Below are 17,555 nucleotides of genomic sequence, written 5' to 3'. Positions count from 1 at the left end.
GCAAGTGTTTCCTTTGTTAAAAATAAAAGAGGCCTTGCGGCCTCTTCTTAATACGTGTTGAAAATATTGCTGCATTCTTCGCCCGTCGGCTGATAAAAGCAGTGCTTCTTATGCCGCCCGACCAAAGGCTGGTCATACCATGTTGGCGGACAATCTCCAGCCGGTCTGAAATACCATAAACTGAATTCCGCAGGCCATAATCTCTCACCGTTGACCGCACGGCGCGCGAGCCGTATTTCGCGCTCGCGCGCTTTTTGATAGAAGTAACCGTGCTGTGTCGCTTCAAAGGCATGCTCTTGATATACCATTTGCGGAATGGTGCGCAGACCTTTAAAATCCGAGCAGTTCGCCCTGATTCGATTGATCCCTACATTGCCAACCATCAGCATGCCAGGCTCGCCTTCCCCTTCGGCTTCGGCTCGAAGCAGTCTTGCGAGAAGTGTGATATCCTGTTCCCTGGCTTTTACAACAGCCATGCTTTCACCCCATCTATCCATGATACTCCATCCATATGTCGGATTAGGCAATTTGTTTACTATCGGCGTCGAAAACTCGTCTGCATCCGCGCACGCCCAATCTCCCTTTTGCATAAGATGAAGCAACTTCGTCTCCTGCGAGAGGGTGAATTCAGATGGACATTCAACTGACGGCGCTTCACTGGGTGTACTTGGCGTTTATCGTTTTGATTTTGGTTATGCTCTTGAAACGAAGAGATACCACCCTGACTTGCCTGGCCGGCATCTTGGCAATTGGCTTGTTGGCCACACACAGCCTGACGGAATCGGTTACAGGGATATTCAATAGCTTTATTTACGCTACGAAAGAATTAATAGGAACGATATTCATTATTTCCATTGTCGTCTCCATGAGCCGGGTGCTGATCCGTACGGGCATTAACGAGATGATGGTGGCGCCGCTGACCCGGTTTATGCGCACGCCGGCGCTTGCTTTCTGGGGGATCGGGCTGATTATGATGGTTACTTCATGGTTCTTCTGGCCATCCCCCGGTGTAGCGCTAATCGGAGCTGTGCTGCTCCCCGTAGCCGTTCGGGTAGGACTTCCCGCGCTAGGCGCCGCTGTCGCAATGAATCTGTTCGGTCACGGGATCGCGTTATCGGGTGATTATATTATCCAAGGGGCGCCTAAGCTTACAGCGGATGCTGCAGGATTGCCGGTTAGCGAGGTTATGCAAGCCAGTGTTCCGCTGGTCATCATCATGGGTTTGGTCACGACCGTTACCGCCTACTGGATGATGAGAAGGGATATGAAAATGGGGACCTGGCGGGACGGACTCGTCACAGAGAACGGCGGACCCGCCTTGGAGGCAGCAGCACCGGCAGCTGAACCGGCCACGATTTCCATGCCGCAAAATGTTAAAAGGGTGTTGGCCGTCCTCATCCCGCTGCTATTTCTGATCGATGTGGCAGCCATGTTTGTTTTCAAGCTGCAAGGAGGGGATGCGACGGCGCTTATTGGCGGTACGGCCGTATTGATTCTTGCTGTTGTTACCCTGCTGGCTCACCGGAACGAGGGCCTGGAGCAGATCACCTCCTATTTGATCGAAGGCTTCCACTTCGGGTTTAAGGTGTTCGGCCCTGTGATCCCTATCGCCGCCTTCTTCTACCTGGGCGATTCCGCCTTCATCGAGCTCTTCGGGAAAGTACTTCCGGAAGGATCCCATGGCATCGTGAACGACCTAGGCGTAGCGCTTGCGAGCCAGGTCCCGCTTAACGGGGCAGTCGGTGCTGTGACCTTAACCGTCACAGGGGCTATCACAGGCTTGGATGGATCCGGATTCTCCGGTATTTCGCTCGCAGGCTCCGTCGCTCAAATGTTCTCCACTGCTATTGGAGCCGGAGCGGCAACGCTAACCGCATTAGGTCAAGTTGCCGCCATCTGGGTAGGGGGCGGGACGCTGATCCCGTGGGCCCTCATCCCTGCAGCCGCCATCTGCGGCGTCAGCCCCTTCGAGCTGGCACGCCGGAATCTGAAGCCGGTATTGATCGGCTTAACGATTACTACCCTGGCGGCTATGTTCTTGATTTAGCTTTGGTGGGCAGAGAAAGAGACGGGTCCGTCGGCCCGTCTCTTTCTCCCGCTTACTTATCGATGAAACCTCTTCGCCGTAGTACTTACTTCCCGCTCCCGGACTCTACCAGCCGATGCCGGTACCACTTCTCCCCGCGATAACGCCACAGGAAGATGACACCCCGAACACCCCACTCCAGTTGCATGGCCGCCCACACCCCGAGTACCCCGAAGCCAAGCGTAATTCCGAAGACATAGCCAAGGACTACCCGAACCACCCACATGGTCAACATGGCGGATACGGAGGTAAATCGAGAATCCCCCGCAGCACGCAGTGCGCCCGGCAGAAGAAAGCTGATCGGCCATAGCGGGATTTGGGCTAACGTATTGACCAGCATGATGAGATAGAGATCGTCCATAATTTCCGCCGGGGGATGGAACAGAGTGACCATCGGACGAAACAAAGGGATCAGGATAATCCCTGTGAGCAATAGCGAGCCGGAAGCCAGCCACAGAAAGGTCCGCGTAAACTTGCGGGCATCCTGAATATTCCGCCTCCCGATGCACTGCCCTACCACCGTGACCAACGCGGTCGACAACGCAATGGCCGGGATTTGCAAGAGCATGGCGAATACGTTGCTGATTGCATTCGTAGCAATCGCATACGTCCCTAGACTGACGATGTAGATTTGGGTTAACATTTTTCCCCCGTTAAAAAACATCTGCTCCGCGGCAAAAGGAAGCCCGATAAACATAATTTTCTTGATCATGGAAAAATTCCATACGAGCATGTCCTTAAGCCGGATCCGCAAATTTGCATCCATACGGAGCAGGTAGTACAGAGCACAGGCTGCGGCCAAATAACGGGAAATATTCACGGCCACGCTTAACCCAAGCACGCCCATGTCCAGAAATTGAACGAATACGATATTCAGCAGCACGTAGGAGAGATTCATAATCAAGGACAAGCCAAGCGTCACCCTTGTCCTGCCGATCCCCCTCAGCGCTCCGCTGACCGCTTCCTTAAACGCGATTCCGAGATAAGACAGACCGCTGCCTACGAGATACGTTCCCGCATGGGTAAACACCTCCGGTTCAGCCGTACCGAAGAGCATTGTCAGGATCGGATGATAGAAGACGAGAACGACGAGACTCAATGCCGCCGCAACCAAAGTCACGGCGGACAGCGAGGCCGCCGCAGCTTTGGATACCATGCCGTCGTTCCCGCTGCCCTTGTACTGTGCAACGACGACCGTTCCTCCCGTCGCCAAGGCGACGAACACATTAATCAGGAAAAGATTCAGCGAATCGACCATGCTTACCGCGCTGATCGCCGCCACTCCCGATGAGCTGATCATTGCCGTATTCACCAAGCTCAACCCGACAAGAAAGGCTTGATCGATGAGAATAGGGAGAAACAGCGAGAGTACCTGCCGGTAGTCGATCGACTCTCCTGAAAGATATTTGGTCATTATGGCATCCCATCGATCCCTGTAACGAGGCGGAATCCTCATACGTCACTTCCCCTCCGAAAACGTCCGAAGCCGCCGAAGCTGCGGGAACAGGTACATCCAGAGACCCGCAATCGCAATCGTCCCCAGCCCGCCGATGTATACCGCCGGTACGGCCCCGACGAACCCTGCCAGCGTGCCGGACTCGAATTCCCCGAGCTGATTCGAAGTGCCGACGAAGAGTGAATTCACCGCGCTGACCCTCCCGCGCATCTCATTCGGCGTATGCAGCTGAACGAGAGTCGATCGGATGACGACGCTGATCACATCTGAAGCGCCGGTAAAGAACAGGGCCACAAGTGAAAGGATCAGATCGGTGGAGAGCGCGAATACAATCGTCGCCAGGCCGAAGACAGCCAGCGCCCCGAACAGAATCGGACCGAGCGCCCGTTTCAGCGGGAAGTAGGCCAGCACAAGGGACATCAGCAGCGCTCCGACCGCCGGGGCCGAACGCAGAAGGCCTAGTCCCCACGGGCCCGTATGCAGAATATCCTTCGCAAAGATCGGGAGCAATGCCGTAGCGCCGCCAAGAAGAACGGCGAACAGATCCAGCGAGATGGTGCCCAGGATGATTTTATTACGGAACACAAACGACAGCCCCGAGAACACGGAACGCGCGTCCAGTGCCTCCGGCCGGCGCTCCCTTCGCTCCATGCGGATCAGGAAGATCAGTACGGAAGCGGACAGCAGTGCCACAGCCGAGGTGCCGTACACGTAAGCCGGTCCGAGAGAATACAGCAGGCCGCCTAACGAAGGCCCGAGAATTTGGGCCGTCTGCCCGGCGGAAGCCGACCAAGCGGACGCCTGCGGCAGCATCTCCCTCGGCACGAGCTCGGGGATCAATGCTGCCAGCGTCGGCCCTTCGAAGGCCCGGCAGGCGCCGAGCAGCGCCGCCGCGATCAGAATCTGATCTCGCCCGAGGACGCCCGCGTGGTTGCCGAAGACCAGAAGCGCGGCAATCCCCGCTTCGGCCAGCTGGCATATGAAAACGATCTTGCGTCTATCGAACCTGTCGGCGACATGTCCGACCAGGAAGGTCAGCAGCAGCATCGGCAGAAATTGGGCCAGTCCAACCAGACCCAGACTGAACGCATCGTTGGTCAGCTCATACATCTGCCAACCGATGGCTACGGACAGCATCTGAAACGAAGTCGTCGAAAGGATGCGGGCGACCCATGATTTGGCATAGGATGGAAGTCGGAGAACCGATGGATGGGAGGATGGCATCAGGTTGCTCAAGCAGCTCACGACCTTTTGTATGAAGTATCATTAGACTCATTCCCTACTGTACCATATAACGAAGCCGAACGGTTTACACCTGCTTAAAAAAAGTCAAGTCCCTCCTTTTCCACCAAGCGATAAAAAAGTATGTTCCTTCTCCTAATGAAATAGAACCTGCCGTCGCTAGGAGAGCGGTAGCAGGTTCTATAGTCACAACTTCGAAAGCTAACTACGATTGGTTATGACTTCGTTGACGAAAGATCATCATTAGCGCGGGAATGGCAATCGGACGTACGAGGAAAGTATCTACTAATACGCCTGCCGCCACCGCGAACCCAAAAGCCCGCAGCTCCACTACCGGCTGGGTCATTAGTACGGTAAAGGTGGCTGCCAATATAAAGCCTGCGGATGAAATGACACCGCCGGTTTTCGCCAATCCAATTCGCACGGCGTCCGCATAGGCAAGCTCCTTCCGTTCCTCTCGAATCCTTGCAACCAGCATGATCGAATAATCGACGCCAAGAGCGACAATAAATATAAAAGTGTAGAGCGGAATCCGATAGCTAATGCCCTCGTACCCCAACATATTCTGAAATACAAACACAGTTAACCCCAATGCAGCACCATAGGAAAGCAATATAGTGACCAGCATGTAAATCGGCATGATCCAGGACCGAGTTTGGATAAACAGCATGAGCAGAATAAGCGCAGCGACCGAAATAAGGATGAGGCGTTCATCCAAGGAACTAACAGCTTTAATATCAACATTCGTCGAGGTATCCCCCGCAATCCATAGCTTGGCGTTACCGATCCCGCTAGCCCTAAGCAGGGTATCTTGTTCCGCAAGGATAGAGTTTATCGTCGTAAACGCCATGCTGCTGAACGGGTTGTGTGCCGGTACGAGGGTTAGCTTCGCTATTTTCTTCGATTCGTCCGAAATTTGGGGGCTATGCGCATTGGCTACGCCTTCCCGCGCTTTCAGCGACTCCGCCAGTCGACGAATAGGTTCGACATCCAAAGCTTCGGAGCTCTCCACGATAACCGTACTCGGCGACACATCGCCGGCCGAGAACGCCTCGCTTAACGTTTGGTACCCTCTCACCGACGACATCTCCTTCGGGAAGGAGTCCAACAAATTGAAAGTGTATCGCATGGGCAAGAGCATCGTAATCCCGATCGAGAGTACGAGCAAAACCGCTGCGAGCATCCTCTTAGGATGCGTTGTAACCAGATAGCTGAATTGTCCCCAATAGGTTTGCCCGACCGGCTTTGAACGATACTTGTTGATGCTGTATGGCCAAAAAGCCTTCGTACCTGCCAAAGCGAACAGAGCCGGCATTAACGTCAACCCTGCAACAATGATTATCCCTACCGCTACCGCAAACACGGGAGCGAAATTGCGATACGGCTCGTACCCCGCAAGGAACAATGTCAGCATGCTCAGCAGTACGGTGCCGCCGCTAAACAGAATTGGCTCCGTAACGCCCTTAACGGCAAGCCTCATAGCGTCTTGGACGGTCAATCCGTGTATCAAATTTTCCTTAAATCGGGAGAATAACAATAAAGAATAATCGGTAATGACTGCGAAGAGCAGTACCATCATGATGGATAATGCTTGCTTCTCGATCGTAAAGATGCCCAATTCTCCCAGTAAACCGAGTAATCGATCAACAACGGCATACGCGATCCCTGCTCCGATCAGAGGCAGAATCGCTAACAATAAGGAACGATAGATTGCAATGAGGATCAAGAAAATAATGGCGACCGTTGTTATAATCAATACCACATCCGCGCTTGAAAACACTTTGGACGTATCCGCCATAATTGCAGCCGGTCCTGTAAAATCAATCTGAAGTTCGGCAGGCAGTCCCTCGAGCATCCCTGTCCTTACAGTATCAAGAAGCTCCATCATAGCGTGACCTTCCAATTCGGCCGTTACGAAACCAGGTACGAAAGAGGTCTTCCTATCCTCCGCGATAAATGAACTTCGGACGCTTGGGGGTAATTCAGCGACATGAACGGCCTTCAATGCATTCGATTCTAAGACTTTCGCCGCATACGCCAAGTACTCTAAATACTCGTTGTCATTGAACGGTTCCGCCTTCGACAAAACAACGAAGAGAGGAATTCCTTCGGCCGAAGGGAAGAACTGTTCGAGACGCAAGCTTGCTTCCACAGATTGATGATGTTCCGCCAAGCCATTATTGGTTACTGGCGACGTATGCTCTTTAGCCGAATCCGTCACGGCTGACAATAGACCCGCCAGGAAAACCCAAGCCGCAAGAATCAGGACCCACGTCCTTTTCTCTTTCCAAGCTTTCATGCGTTATCACCTTCTTGAATCATGAAGGTAACAATCACAAATAAGATGAAGCTGATCAGCAGCACCGTCCCGCCTGCGATAAATGCGATTAAAGAGAATGGTCCACGAAAACCTAGAGGGTTGACATTGTAGAATAACATCCCCATCGTTAATCCAATCGATCCGATCATCGCCGACCAACCGTGGAAGGATACCAACTTCTTCGTCCGAATTGTAAACATACGGTAGAAGAGGCCCCACCCGAACACAGACAACCAACCTACCACCAGCATATGAGCATGGATTGCACGCAGCTGATAGTTCCCTGACCCAGCCATATCCGCCCCAAGGATGGCCCCGATAAGACCAAATACGGCCGCGAATCGAATAAGACGTAAACTCCAAGCTTTCTCCATGAAAATAACCTCCATATTATTTAATATAGAGGTAGTATATAAGTGGATTCTAAACTCAATCTAAACGTTGTGCGGCGCTACCGGCAACATCACCGTAATTGTTGTGCCCGCATGCAATTTACTTGCGATTCGCACATCGCCATGATGCAGTGCAATGGTTTCTTTCACGATCGCCAGCCCGAGTCCTGTCCCTCCGGTCGAACGCGAAGCATCCGCCCGGTAGAATCGATTGAACACTTGTGTCAGATCCTTCTCTGCGACTCCGATGCCAGTATCCTCGAAAACAATCTTCACTTCATTCCTCCGGACTTTTAGAAGGATCCGAATTTCCCCCCCAGGCTTATTGTATTTGATCGCATTCGACAATAGGTTTTCCCATACATTCTCTAACAAGCCCTCGTCGCCTGTAATGACGACATTATCTATCTCAAGGCTAAGCGAAATATTCTCTTTTTCTAGAAGCCAACGATATTTCATTACGATCCGCTCGATTTGTTCATTCAATGCGTAAGGTCTCCATGTGATCGGCTTTCTTCCGCGATCGAGAGAGGTTAATACTAACATCTGCTTCGTCAAACTCGATAAACGGGCAGCTTCACTTTCGATCACCGATGCATACTGTTGCCGAGGTGCTTCCTCGAGATCCTTTTGCTTTAATAAGGCCGCATACCCGCCGATATTCAACAACGGAGACTGGAAATCATGTGATATGTTTCGGATAAAGCTTTTCCGCTCCTCTTCATTGGCTTGAAGCTCGGCCGCCATCTTGTTAAAGCTGTCCGCAAGGTTGCCGAGCTCGTCTGAACGATTGACGTTTACGTTGATCTCATAATCCTCAGCCATAATACGCTTCGTAGCGGCCGTTAGCTTTTGGATCGGGCGAACCAAATACCATGCGGAGACAACGATAGCCAGCAAACTAAATACGAGCATGAGAAACGCCATCCCGGCGAAGATAATATGAATTTCGCTGAACAGCAGCTTGATATCCGGTCGAACGAACATCGCATATCGTTGCCCATCATGCATGAAAGGCACGCCTACCGAATTCTGAATATCATTGGCGAAAAATCCGGTAACGAAGAGTTGTCTGGGATAATCCCGCATCCCATGGTAAACTCCTCCGGACAATACGTCTTCCACAATGGCTTCATCCAATGACTTCAATCGAAAATCGCCGCCGTAATAATGGGAATCCCCGGTTGCGTTAACCACCAGAAACTGATATCCGATTTGCCCTAACATCGTAAAATGCTCTTCCAGCCGAAGCGTCGATTGTTCGCCGATGTATGCGGCCATGCTCATGGCGATCTCGACGTTTTTTGCATCATTCCGCCCTTTGAGGACTTGATGATAATACATATTTGCCGCCAAAAAAGCCGTCACCGAGCTGATGAACATAATAAACAAGGAAACCACAAGGTATTTCACATACAGGGAAGATCTCGCCTTCATTCCATAACCTCAACCCGGTATCCGACGCCGCGGACGGTTTGGATCTTTACGCAGGAACCCAGCGCGGCAAGGCGCTCTCGAACCCGGTTCATATGTGTATTTAGCGTGTCGTCACTCTCATAATCCATTCCCCACACTTGCTCCATCAAATAGTCCCGCACGAACACTTGCCCCGGTCTAGATGCCAGTATGGCAAGCAACTCGAATTCCTTCAGCGGAAGCAGCAGCTTCTTTGATCCTTTGACGACTTGTAGGGTTTGCCGGCGGATCTCTAGATCCCCGACGGTAATTATGGAATCCGTAGGCTTATCGAACCTCCTTAGGATGGCCTGTACGCGAAAGAGCAGCTCTTCAGGCTCAAAGGGCTTGGTCACATAGTCGTCTACACCTACCGTAAATGCTTCGCGTTTATCCTCCAGTTCCCCCTTCGCGGTCAGCATAAGGACGGGCAAGTCCCATTCCTTCTTTAGCTTCTCAGTTAAAGCAATCCCATCCAAGCCCGGCATCATCACATCTACGATCGCCAAATCAATGGTCTCATCCAACAATTGCAAGGCTCTCTCCCCGGAGTCGGCCGTCTTCACCTGATATCGCCAGGAGGTTAAATGCAGCCGCACGAGCTCCAATATATTCAGGTCATCGTCCACCACCAATATCGTTCGCATCCTATTCCCCCATATCGTATGTGCCATTTCATCTTATATTGCTCAACCTTTCGGAGCGGTATAAGCCTAGGGCGATGATCCGTTTCTATGTCTCTATTTTATAGCAAATGCATCTTGGCTTCCGCTTCGTACCAAGGCACAATATACCCATGACCCTTAGCGCAAAAAATCGACGAGGAGCTGTACAGCGGATCGGCATCCTTCCTGTAGCCCTTTCGTTCGATCACCTCTTGCGCGTTATGGCATACATCATAACCGCCGGGGACAAGCTGCAGAATGCCCCTTCCATGGGTGAACGAAGCCAGCTCCGTGCTGTAGCTCATAAAGGTTGCGACTGGAGCCTTACCGGTAATAACGGCATGAGAGTCGGTCGTATGCGGCGGTTCGAACTGGCCCGAGGCCCGCTGAATATCGGATAACACCCTGCCGAGGAACTCCATTTCCACTTTGATTTTAAAAAGATACATTGGCTCGAGCAGCACATTCTCCGCCTTCTCCAGGCCTTGCCTTAAGGCACGGAAGGCGGCTTCGCGAAAATCACCGCCGTGGGTATGCTCATTGTGGGCGCCGCCCTTTAGTAAAGTGACCTTGATATCGGTAAGAGGCATGCCGGTCAATAAGCCATGGTGATCCCTCTCGAATAGGTGCGTCTTCACAAGATTCTGATGGCCCACGCTAAAATCGTTAGGATGGCACCGGCTTTCGAAAGCAATCCCGCTGTTTCGCTCACCGGGTTCCAGAAGAAGATGGACCTCCGCATAATGCTTGAGCGGCTCGAAATGTCCATAACCCGTCACCGTCGTCCGAATGGTCTCTTTATACAAAATCTCTGGGCTGCCGAAGGAAACCTGGAGCTGAAATCGGTCCCTCACCAGCTCTTCCAGCACCTCCAGCTGAATCAGCCCCATCACATGGATGTGAATTTCCTGCAGGCTTTCCTCCCAAACGACATTCAGTGACGGATCCTCCGCATTCAGCACCCGAAAAGCTTTAAGGACATCCTTGACGTTCAAGGCTTCGGGGAAAATGACCCGCGACTTCAAGGTCGGTACCATGTCATAAACCAGCTTGTCCGAATAGGCTCCGAGGCCTTGTCCGGCTTCAGCTGCAGTAAGTCCTATGACGGCAAACAGATCGCCTGCCGACACCTGATCGACCGAATGCGACTTACTCCCGTTAAAGATCAGCAGCCGGTTCACCTTTTCACAGACTCGGTCTTCCCCGGTGGGATAGCATAGTTCTTCACGTACCTTTAGCTTTCCGCTCAATGCCTTCATAAAGGTCATCCTCACGCCGCTGCTGTCATGCCGAATTTTATACACCCGTCCGCCGAAATCGGCTTGCTCATCATAATCCGACGTCGTCAGCAGGTGCAGCTGCTCCAGAAATTCCGTGATGCCTATGTCCTGCAGGGCAGAGCCGCTTGTACAAGGGAAGATCTGATGGCTGCGAAACTTCGTCTGTAAGGTCTTGAGCCAAAAATCCGGGCTCCGCTCCCCTGCCAAGAAAGCCTCCAGCCACTCCTCCTCCCGCTCCGCCAAGCTTTCAAGCAGCGTCTCCTCCAGCCTGCCGTTCACAAGATTGCCGGTAATCGTACAGACCTGCTCCGTCAGGTGCATGCGGATTTCCTCGGTAACTCTTCCCGCCTCCGCCCATACTCTATCGATTTTGTTGATGAAAAAGAAGGTCGGAATGCGGTGCTTGTGCAGAAGCTGCCACACCGTCTCCGTATGCCCTTGGACGCCTTCCACCGCACTCACGATGAGGATGGCGTAGTCCATTATCTGCAGGGCCCGTTCCATCTCGGGAGAAAAATCGACGTGACCGGGCGTATCGATCAAATAATAGGTCGAATCCTTATACGTCATCACGGCTTGATCGGCAAACACGGTAATGCCTCTTCCCCGCTCGATGTCATGGCTGTCGAGGTAAGCGTCCTTGTGATCGACTCTCCCTCGTTCGCGAATGCTTTGCGTATGATAAAGCAGCTGCTCGGCGAATGTGGTTTTGCCCGCATCCACGTGGGCGAACAAGCCTATGGTTTTCTTTTTCATCGGATCACCCTTGCTTCGTGCCTCTATTGATACGTTTCATTATAGCATACAGCTATAGTATGCATCCTTACCGCCTCCTGCGTCCAGCACTGGGATGAAGGTAACTAGGTATACCTAAGGTAACTCCTTTCCCCGGAAAAACGGTTTCGGTATACTGGATGGGAAGGACTACGATTTCGCAGAAGAGGAGACGAAGATCATGAAATACCGCACGTTGGAGAAATCCGGTCTCACCTTATCCGCCATTACCTTCGGCTGTTGGGAGTTAGGGGGCGGTCCGTGGGAGTTTACCAGCGACGAGAACAACATGAAAGCTCTGCGCGCTGCATTTGAGATGGGAATCACGACCTTTGATACCGCGGAAGGCTACGGCAACGGTCACTCGGAAGAGGTCGTCGGTGCCGCACTGGAGGATATCCGCAAGCAATGCGTCATCTCCACCAAGGTCAGCCGGGCCAATCTGGCCCCCGAGAACGTAAGAAAATCGGCGGAAGCCAGCCTGCGCCGCCTGCGGACCGATTATATCGATATTTATTACATTCATTGGCCAAGCTTGGACATCCCGGTCAAGGAAACCCTGTCCGAATTCAACAAGCTGAAGGAAGAGGGATTGATCCGCGCCATTGCGGTGTCGAACTTCTCGCTGGAGCAGCTGCAGGAGGCTTCCCAGTATGCGCAGATCGATATGATTCAGCCGGAATACAGCCTGCTTCACCGCAGCATCGAGCAGGATGTCATGCCGTATTGCCGCGAGCACGGCATCGGGATCATGAGCTACAGCTCGATTGCGAAGGGCATTCTGACCGGCGCCTTCCACGTCGGCGGCAAGAAGCTGGAGGAGGGCGATTTCCGGGCGGCTCGACGGTTGTTCCTGCCGGAGCACCTGGAAGCGGAGCGCGAGCTGATCCTTACGCTGCAGGACATGGCGAAGGCCAAGGGCAAGGCGATCTCCCAGATTGCCATCAGCTGGCTGCTGCATCAGGAAGCGCTGACGACAGCCATCGTCGGCTCCCAAAGCATCAAGCATATGCAGGAGAACGCCGATGCGGCGGATATCCAGCTAAGCCCGGAAGAGCTGGCCCAGCTGGACGCGGTCAGCCGGAGGACGCTTGCTGCCATTGATAGATAGATGCTAATGAGGGCTGTCCCATAAGTAGAATCTCTACTTATGGGACAGCCCCCAGCTCGTTTTATAGCATTATTTCCGCAAGGGCGCGCTTCCGAACGAAGGAGCGTAAATGAACTCTGCACTCGCTTCATCCAGCGCCTGTAGAACATCCTCAGAAAGGTCCAGGGAAACCGCCTTGAGATTCTCATCGATTTGAGATTCGCGGGTCGCCCCGGCAATCACCGTGCTTACCGCAGGCCGGTGCATTAGCCAGGCGAGGGAGAGCGCCGTTGCGCTCGTGCCGATTTCCGCAGCGATACCAGCCACCCGGTCTCCCAGCTCCAAACGCGCCGTATCCATCCGCTTTGCGAAATTAGGGTTCTTTTCCAGCTGCGAACCGCTCGGTACGGACCCCCCTGAATATTTTCCCGTAAGGATGCCGCCTGCCAATGGAAAATAGGGAATGATGCCTATCCCTTGATCTGCGCAGAAGGGGACGAGCTCCCTTTCCACGCCGCGATCCGCCAGTGAATACCCGGGCTGGACGGACACATACTTGATGAGTTGCTGACGCTCACTGACGGATAAAGCCTTCATCATCTGCCACGCCGAATAATTGGATGCACCCACATATCTCACTTTGCCCGAAGAGACCAGATCGTCCAAGGCACGCAGTGTTTCCTCAAGAGGGGTCTTCGGATCAAAAGCATGAATCTGGTACAGATCGATATAATCCGTACGCAAACGCTTCAAGCTTCCTTCAAGCTCGCTTATAATATGTTGTCGCGAGGAGCCTTTGGAATTCGGACCGTCCCCCCGCTTCATCCCTGCTTTCGTCGCAAGGATCACTTCCTGCCGTCTTCCCTCAAACGCTTCCCCGATGATCTCTTCCGATTTTGTGCCTGTATAAATATTAGCCGTATCCATAAAGGTAATGCCTTGATCAAGCGCATGCCGCAGAACCCGAAGGGATGTATCCTTGTCCGCACGCCCGCCGAAGGCGTTCGTGCCCAAGCCCAACACAGATACCTCCAACCCGCTTGTCCCTAAATTCCGATATCGCATACAAACTCCTCCATTCTATGATTCTTCCAAATGGATTGTAGCATGGACGAACTGGAGAAGCTGTCGAAATACGCCTTTGTTTTTAGATCAATATACAAAAGGAGCCGCTCCGGCTCCTATGTATCGAAGGGATTGCTTGAATAGTGCCGTGCCTTATCCTTCAACAGCTCAGCGGCCTCGTCGCCCAATCTCTCCCTTGCCTCCGTCAGCACCTTTTCCATCGCTTCGGCCGTTTGCGTCATCAGAAGTTGTGCCATGCCTTGCAATTCTTCCTTCTGGCCGAGCACGCTTTTTTGCTGAACCATCAGCTCGCAGGATTGAAAATAAGATTGAGCAAGCTCCCTCAACTGCCGATCGAAGAGACCCAGGTCCTTTTCATATTTCAGTTCCTTCTTTGTCTTTCGTCTTTCCTTCATAAGTCCCTCCATGATGACATGCTTATTGCAGTAATCATACCATCGAGATGGGGATTCAGCAAAGGAAGAACGGCTCCCGCGTATTGGCTTACCTTTGCATGAGCTCATCCACCTTTGCCTTCATAGAAAGAATTGTCGTTTTTTTATACTGAATTCCGAGTCGAAGCACCTTAAGCTGCTCCCTCCGGGTTAATCTTTTGAACCGGGGATCCTGTTTCAAAAACGAGCGGATGATGGACCAGCTGTTACCGCCGATCTGATCCGTGTTGGTATATGGCAGTTCATAGGGCAGCGTCCGTTTACGGAATCGGTTTAATAACGATGCAACATTCGAAGAAATTTTGCCCTCATCCACCAGACAGGGGACTACATGCTTCTTCGTATACTTTTTGTAATGCTCCAAATGATTATTTCCGCTTACAATGACGTAACCGCCTTCTTTACGGCTTTTCTTGACGATCAACAGCTGCATGCAATCCTGCGCGACTTTGCGAAGCTCTTTGCTGCGCTTAGTTGGTTTGGCGAGAAGCCCAGACTTAATCTTGCTTAGAGGTATATATTGCACCGTATATCCCATCCGGCAGCACCCCTCTTGAGTTATGGTTATAGTAGTTTATGCCGTCCTTACCCAAACGTAATGGGCAAAAAGAAAAAGCTTCCCTTCGAATGTAAGGAAGCTCCGATTGATGCTATTCGCCAATGATGCTTTCACGCTACCTGCCGTAACGCCCAGTCTGACGGATTGTCCTCCAATTATCCATGATGGCCTCGGGGATCGGCTGTCTTACCTCATACAGGAAAGGTCCTGGATAGCCGGACTGCGATAAAGTTTCCAGAATCCCCTTCCAGTTCAGAATTCCTTCTCCAGGCATCCAATGCTTCTCGTCCAATCCGTCGTTATCGGAAATATGGGTGGTGACCATCCGAGGGCCAAGCCTGCGAATGAAATCCTCCGGCGATTCTTTAAACAGATGATTGACGTCGCAGCAAACCCCTAAGCTAGGATCGACGCCGATCAGCTCTTCGATTTCGTCGGCGCTATTTCCCAGGCACGTCCGCGGCAAGCATTCCACGGCGATCTCTACTCCGCAAGCCAAAGCGATGGGTGCAAGCCGTCGCAACGAATCGCGGGCGTTCTCAAGCCGGCTGCCCCGTTCCCCGGGAGCAATCGGCTCGTAGCTCGGGTGAAGGATTGCCCGACGAACTCCCCAATACCGGGCCATTCCGAATAGATCAGCGATTCGCTGCCGTATCTGCTCCCGCTCCTGCTCATCCATCACTGAGATATCCCATGCATGGCCATACGGAATATGTATCGAGACAATCTCGATTCCCGCTTCCCGTATCTCATCCACAACCCGGTTGCAGTGCACCCTCGTTTCGGGGTGATCCGGCAGGTCTGCGTGCTTCGCCTGCCAAGTCAGTTCAACGCAGGTGATTCCCGCAGCTTGGATCTCCATCAGATCAAGCGGTGATAATACGCTCATAGACAAGCCAATCTGCCAGTCATTCGGATTCGTAGGTTTTTTCTTCTTATTCATGTGCAAGCTCCTCTCTTATCCGAGTCATAACCCATATCCGAACGGGTACGCTTCATTCACGCTGACCGGAAGCCTGCCTTCCGCCTGGCGTGCCCCGAAGACCACATCGAGCGCCGCGTCGATTGAATAATCACAATCGCTGTAAGCACAAATGCAGTTGGACAACCGCTCCATTTGCCGCAAAATGTAAGGACTTCCGAAGATGAGCAAAATCAGCTCCGGATGAAGCTCCTTCATCTGGCGGATCAATTCGAATTGTCCGCCGGGGATGGTCCCGCTTCCCTCCTTGTAGCTGATGACCCGAACGAAGGCCCCATACATGACATGCTCGTAGGAGCCCGAGGTCAAGGCCTTAAGCACCCTCTGCCTGTCTTGCTCCGTAGGATTTTCATTGACGACCACAATATCTGTGTCCGTGCTGTAGCGAGAGCAGCTGTGCAGGAAATACGCAGACTTCCCGGTAATGCGTGTTCCCATATCCTCCGCTTCCTTGCCTTCCTCGATGCTCCTTGTTGCGATGAGCAGAGTCTTGGCCTGAACGGATGGCCTTAGAGGGAGATGCTGCTTCTCCAGTACGGTGATCGAACGCCCGGCGATTTCCTTGGCCAGCCCGATGTGCTCCGGCGCCTCCAGTATTTCTTTTGCCTCCTCCAAAGAGATGGGGGCGTTAGACAGCAGACCGAAGCGTTCCTTCATCTGTAGAATACGGAGAACGGAGTCATTGACCTGATCTAAGCTCAGCTCCCCCGTACGAACGGCATCCAGCAGCGCCCGGAAGGTCAGCTCCGGGTCGGATTGATAATCCTGCAGAATGATATCGTTACCCGCCTGGACAGCCATGACAGCGGCTTTTTCGATCCCGTATTGATCTTTAATCGACTTCATGGTCAGACTGTCCGATACGATCAGTCCATCGAAGCCGAATTGCTCGCGCAGCAAGCCGGTCATCACCGTTCGGGATAAGGTGGCGGGCAGCTGCTCCTCGCCATCCCCTGCGAGCGCCGGGTAAAGAATGTGCGCCGTCATAATGCCGGTCATTCCCCTGCGGATCAGCTCGCGAAACGGCTTTAGCTCCACCTCCATGAGGTACTCCCGGCTATGCTTGACAATCGGCATAGCAATATGCGAGTCGGTCCGGGTATCGCCATGTCCTGGAAAATGCTTGCCGTTAGGTATTACGCCGGCTTCCTGCATCCCTTCTACATAAGCCGCCCCTAGCTCGATGATCAGGTCGGTGCTGTCGCTCATGGCTCTCGTGCTGATGATCGGATTATCCGGATTGGAGTTCACATCCAGAACCGGGTTGCAGATCATGCCGAAGCCCACCGCTCTTGCCTCCTTGGCAATGACCCAACCCATGCGGTAAGCCAATTCACTGGAGAACGTGGCACCAAGCGCCATCATGGAAGGAAAGGATGTGCCGACCTTCAAATTATGGTATACGCCTCGCTCCGCATCGGAGAAGAAAAGCAAGGGAACCGGCGACCGCTCCAAATAGTCGTTCACTAGAGACACAAGGCCGCCCACATCCTCGAACTTCGGAAGCAGCAGCACCGAGCCGACCGCCCCGATTGTTCCGGATGCAAGCGTTGACCTCACCTTCTCCTCGAAAGGGGAGGCTCGAAAGCAGATCATCTGACCGATTTTTTGTTCCAGCGTCATCCCTTGAAGCCACTGCTCCGCCGACTTTACGCTTTGTACCATTATGCCCCTCCGCTCTATCTGCCCACTGGCAGAGACTGCCGGCCGCTCGACCGACAGTCTCGTTGTTTT

15 protein-coding genes are annotated in these 17,555 nt (G+C 52.8%); 2 read left to right on the top strand and 13 right to left on the bottom strand.

Annotation, left to right across the window (positions count from 1 at the left end):
* Positions 1-47: 47 nt before the first annotated feature.
* The gene (locus QMO62_RS31980) at positions 48-476 is read right to left on the bottom strand and encodes a cell wall hydrolase (RefSeq protein ID WP_284646532.1); all 429 of its coding nucleotides are present in this window, start codon (positions 474-476) and stop codon (positions 48-50) included.
* A gap of 155 nt (positions 477-631) precedes the next feature.
* Here QMO62_RS31980 and QMO62_RS31975 point away from each other — a divergent pair, with 155 nt between their 5' ends.
* Positions 632-2,047 carry a hypothetical protein gene (locus QMO62_RS31975; RefSeq protein ID WP_284646531.1) on the top strand — a complete coding sequence of 472 codons (1,416 nt, stop codon included), beginning with the start codon at positions 632-634 and terminating at the stop codon, positions 2,045-2,047.
* An 85-nt stretch (positions 2,048-2,132) separates the two neighbouring features.
* Here QMO62_RS31975 and QMO62_RS31970 read toward each other — a convergent pair whose 3' ends face one another.
* From QMO62_RS31970 to QMO62_RS31940, 7 genes are all read right to left on the bottom strand, one after another.
* Positions 2,133-3,500 (bottom strand): MATE family efflux transporter, encoded by a 1,368-nt coding sequence (locus QMO62_RS31970; protein ID WP_284646529.1) that lies wholly within the window; start codon positions 3,498-3,500, stop codon positions 2,133-2,135.
* A 45-nt stretch (positions 3,501-3,545) separates the two neighbouring features.
* Complete coding sequence (locus QMO62_RS31965; protein ID WP_284646527.1) at positions 3,546-4,778, bottom strand: MFS transporter; 1,233 nt, start codon at positions 4,776-4,778, stop codon at positions 3,546-3,548.
* Positions 4,779-4,989: 211 nt separating this feature from the next.
* A complete protein-coding gene (locus QMO62_RS31960) occupies positions 4,990-7,083 on the bottom strand; it encodes an MMPL family transporter (protein ID WP_284646526.1) in 2,094 nt (697 codons plus the stop codon).
* Positions 7,080-7,478 carry a hypothetical protein gene (locus QMO62_RS31955; RefSeq protein WP_284646525.1) on the bottom strand — a complete coding sequence of 133 codons (399 nt, stop codon included), beginning with the start codon at positions 7,476-7,478 and terminating at the stop codon, positions 7,080-7,082. The genes QMO62_RS31960 and QMO62_RS31955 overlap by 4 nt, the downstream gene beginning before the upstream one ends.
* A gap of 60 nt (positions 7,479-7,538) precedes the next feature.
* On the bottom strand, positions 7,539-8,933 hold the full coding sequence (locus QMO62_RS31950) for a sensor histidine kinase (protein ID WP_284646524.1): 1,395 nt from the start codon (positions 8,931-8,933) through the stop codon (positions 7,539-7,541).
* Positions 8,930-9,598, bottom strand: a complete 669-nt coding sequence (locus tag QMO62_RS31945; RefSeq protein WP_284646523.1) for a response regulator transcription factor — start codon at positions 9,596-9,598, stop codon at positions 8,930-8,932. The genes QMO62_RS31950 and QMO62_RS31945 overlap by 4 nt, the downstream gene beginning before the upstream one ends.
* Before the next feature lie 98 nt (positions 9,599-9,696).
* Positions 9,697-11,652 carry a GTP-binding protein gene (locus tag QMO62_RS31940; RefSeq protein ID WP_284646522.1) on the bottom strand — a complete coding sequence of 652 codons (1,956 nt, stop codon included), beginning with the start codon at positions 11,650-11,652 and terminating at the stop codon, positions 9,697-9,699.
* Positions 11,653-11,851: 199 nt separating this feature from the next.
* Here QMO62_RS31940 and QMO62_RS31935 point away from each other — a divergent pair, with 199 nt between their 5' ends.
* Positions 11,852-12,781 (top strand): aldo/keto reductase, encoded by a 930-nt coding sequence (locus QMO62_RS31935; RefSeq protein WP_284646521.1) that lies wholly within the window; start codon positions 11,852-11,854, stop codon positions 12,779-12,781.
* Positions 12,782-12,850: 69 nt separating this feature from the next.
* Here QMO62_RS31935 and QMO62_RS31930 read toward each other — a convergent pair whose 3' ends face one another.
* The 5 genes from QMO62_RS31930 to QMO62_RS31910 form a co-directional block, all read right to left on the bottom strand.
* Positions 12,851-13,825 carry an aldo/keto reductase gene (locus QMO62_RS31930; protein ID WP_284646520.1) on the bottom strand — a complete coding sequence of 325 codons (975 nt, stop codon included), beginning with the start codon at positions 13,823-13,825 and terminating at the stop codon, positions 12,851-12,853.
* A gap of 116 nt (positions 13,826-13,941) precedes the next feature.
* Positions 13,942-14,241: a hypothetical protein gene (locus tag QMO62_RS31925; protein ID WP_284646519.1), complete on the bottom strand. Its 300-nt coding sequence runs from the start codon at positions 14,239-14,241 to the stop codon at positions 13,942-13,944.
* An 88-nt stretch (positions 14,242-14,329) separates the two neighbouring features.
* On the bottom strand, positions 14,330-14,818 hold the full coding sequence (locus QMO62_RS31920) for a glycosyltransferase family protein (RefSeq protein WP_284646518.1): 489 nt from the start codon (positions 14,816-14,818) through the stop codon (positions 14,330-14,332).
* A gap of 136 nt (positions 14,819-14,954) precedes the next feature.
* A complete protein-coding gene (locus QMO62_RS31915; RefSeq protein ID WP_284646517.1) occupies positions 14,955-15,782 on the bottom strand; it encodes a sugar phosphate isomerase/epimerase family protein in 828 nt (275 codons plus the stop codon).
* Between the two features lie 24 nt (positions 15,783-15,806).
* A complete protein-coding gene (locus tag QMO62_RS31910; RefSeq protein WP_284646516.1) occupies positions 15,807-17,486 on the bottom strand; it encodes a glycoside hydrolase family 3 protein in 1,680 nt (559 codons plus the stop codon).
* Positions 17,487-17,555: the final 69 nt, after the last annotated feature.

Source organism: Paenibacillus silviterrae (assembly GCF_030167925.1).
Lineage (GTDB): Bacteria > Bacillota > Bacilli > Paenibacillales > NBRC-103111 > Paenibacillus_G > Paenibacillus_G silviterrae.
The sequence above is the reverse complement of the archived record's forward strand: the minus strand, read 5'-3'. Positions and strand labels throughout refer to the sequence as shown.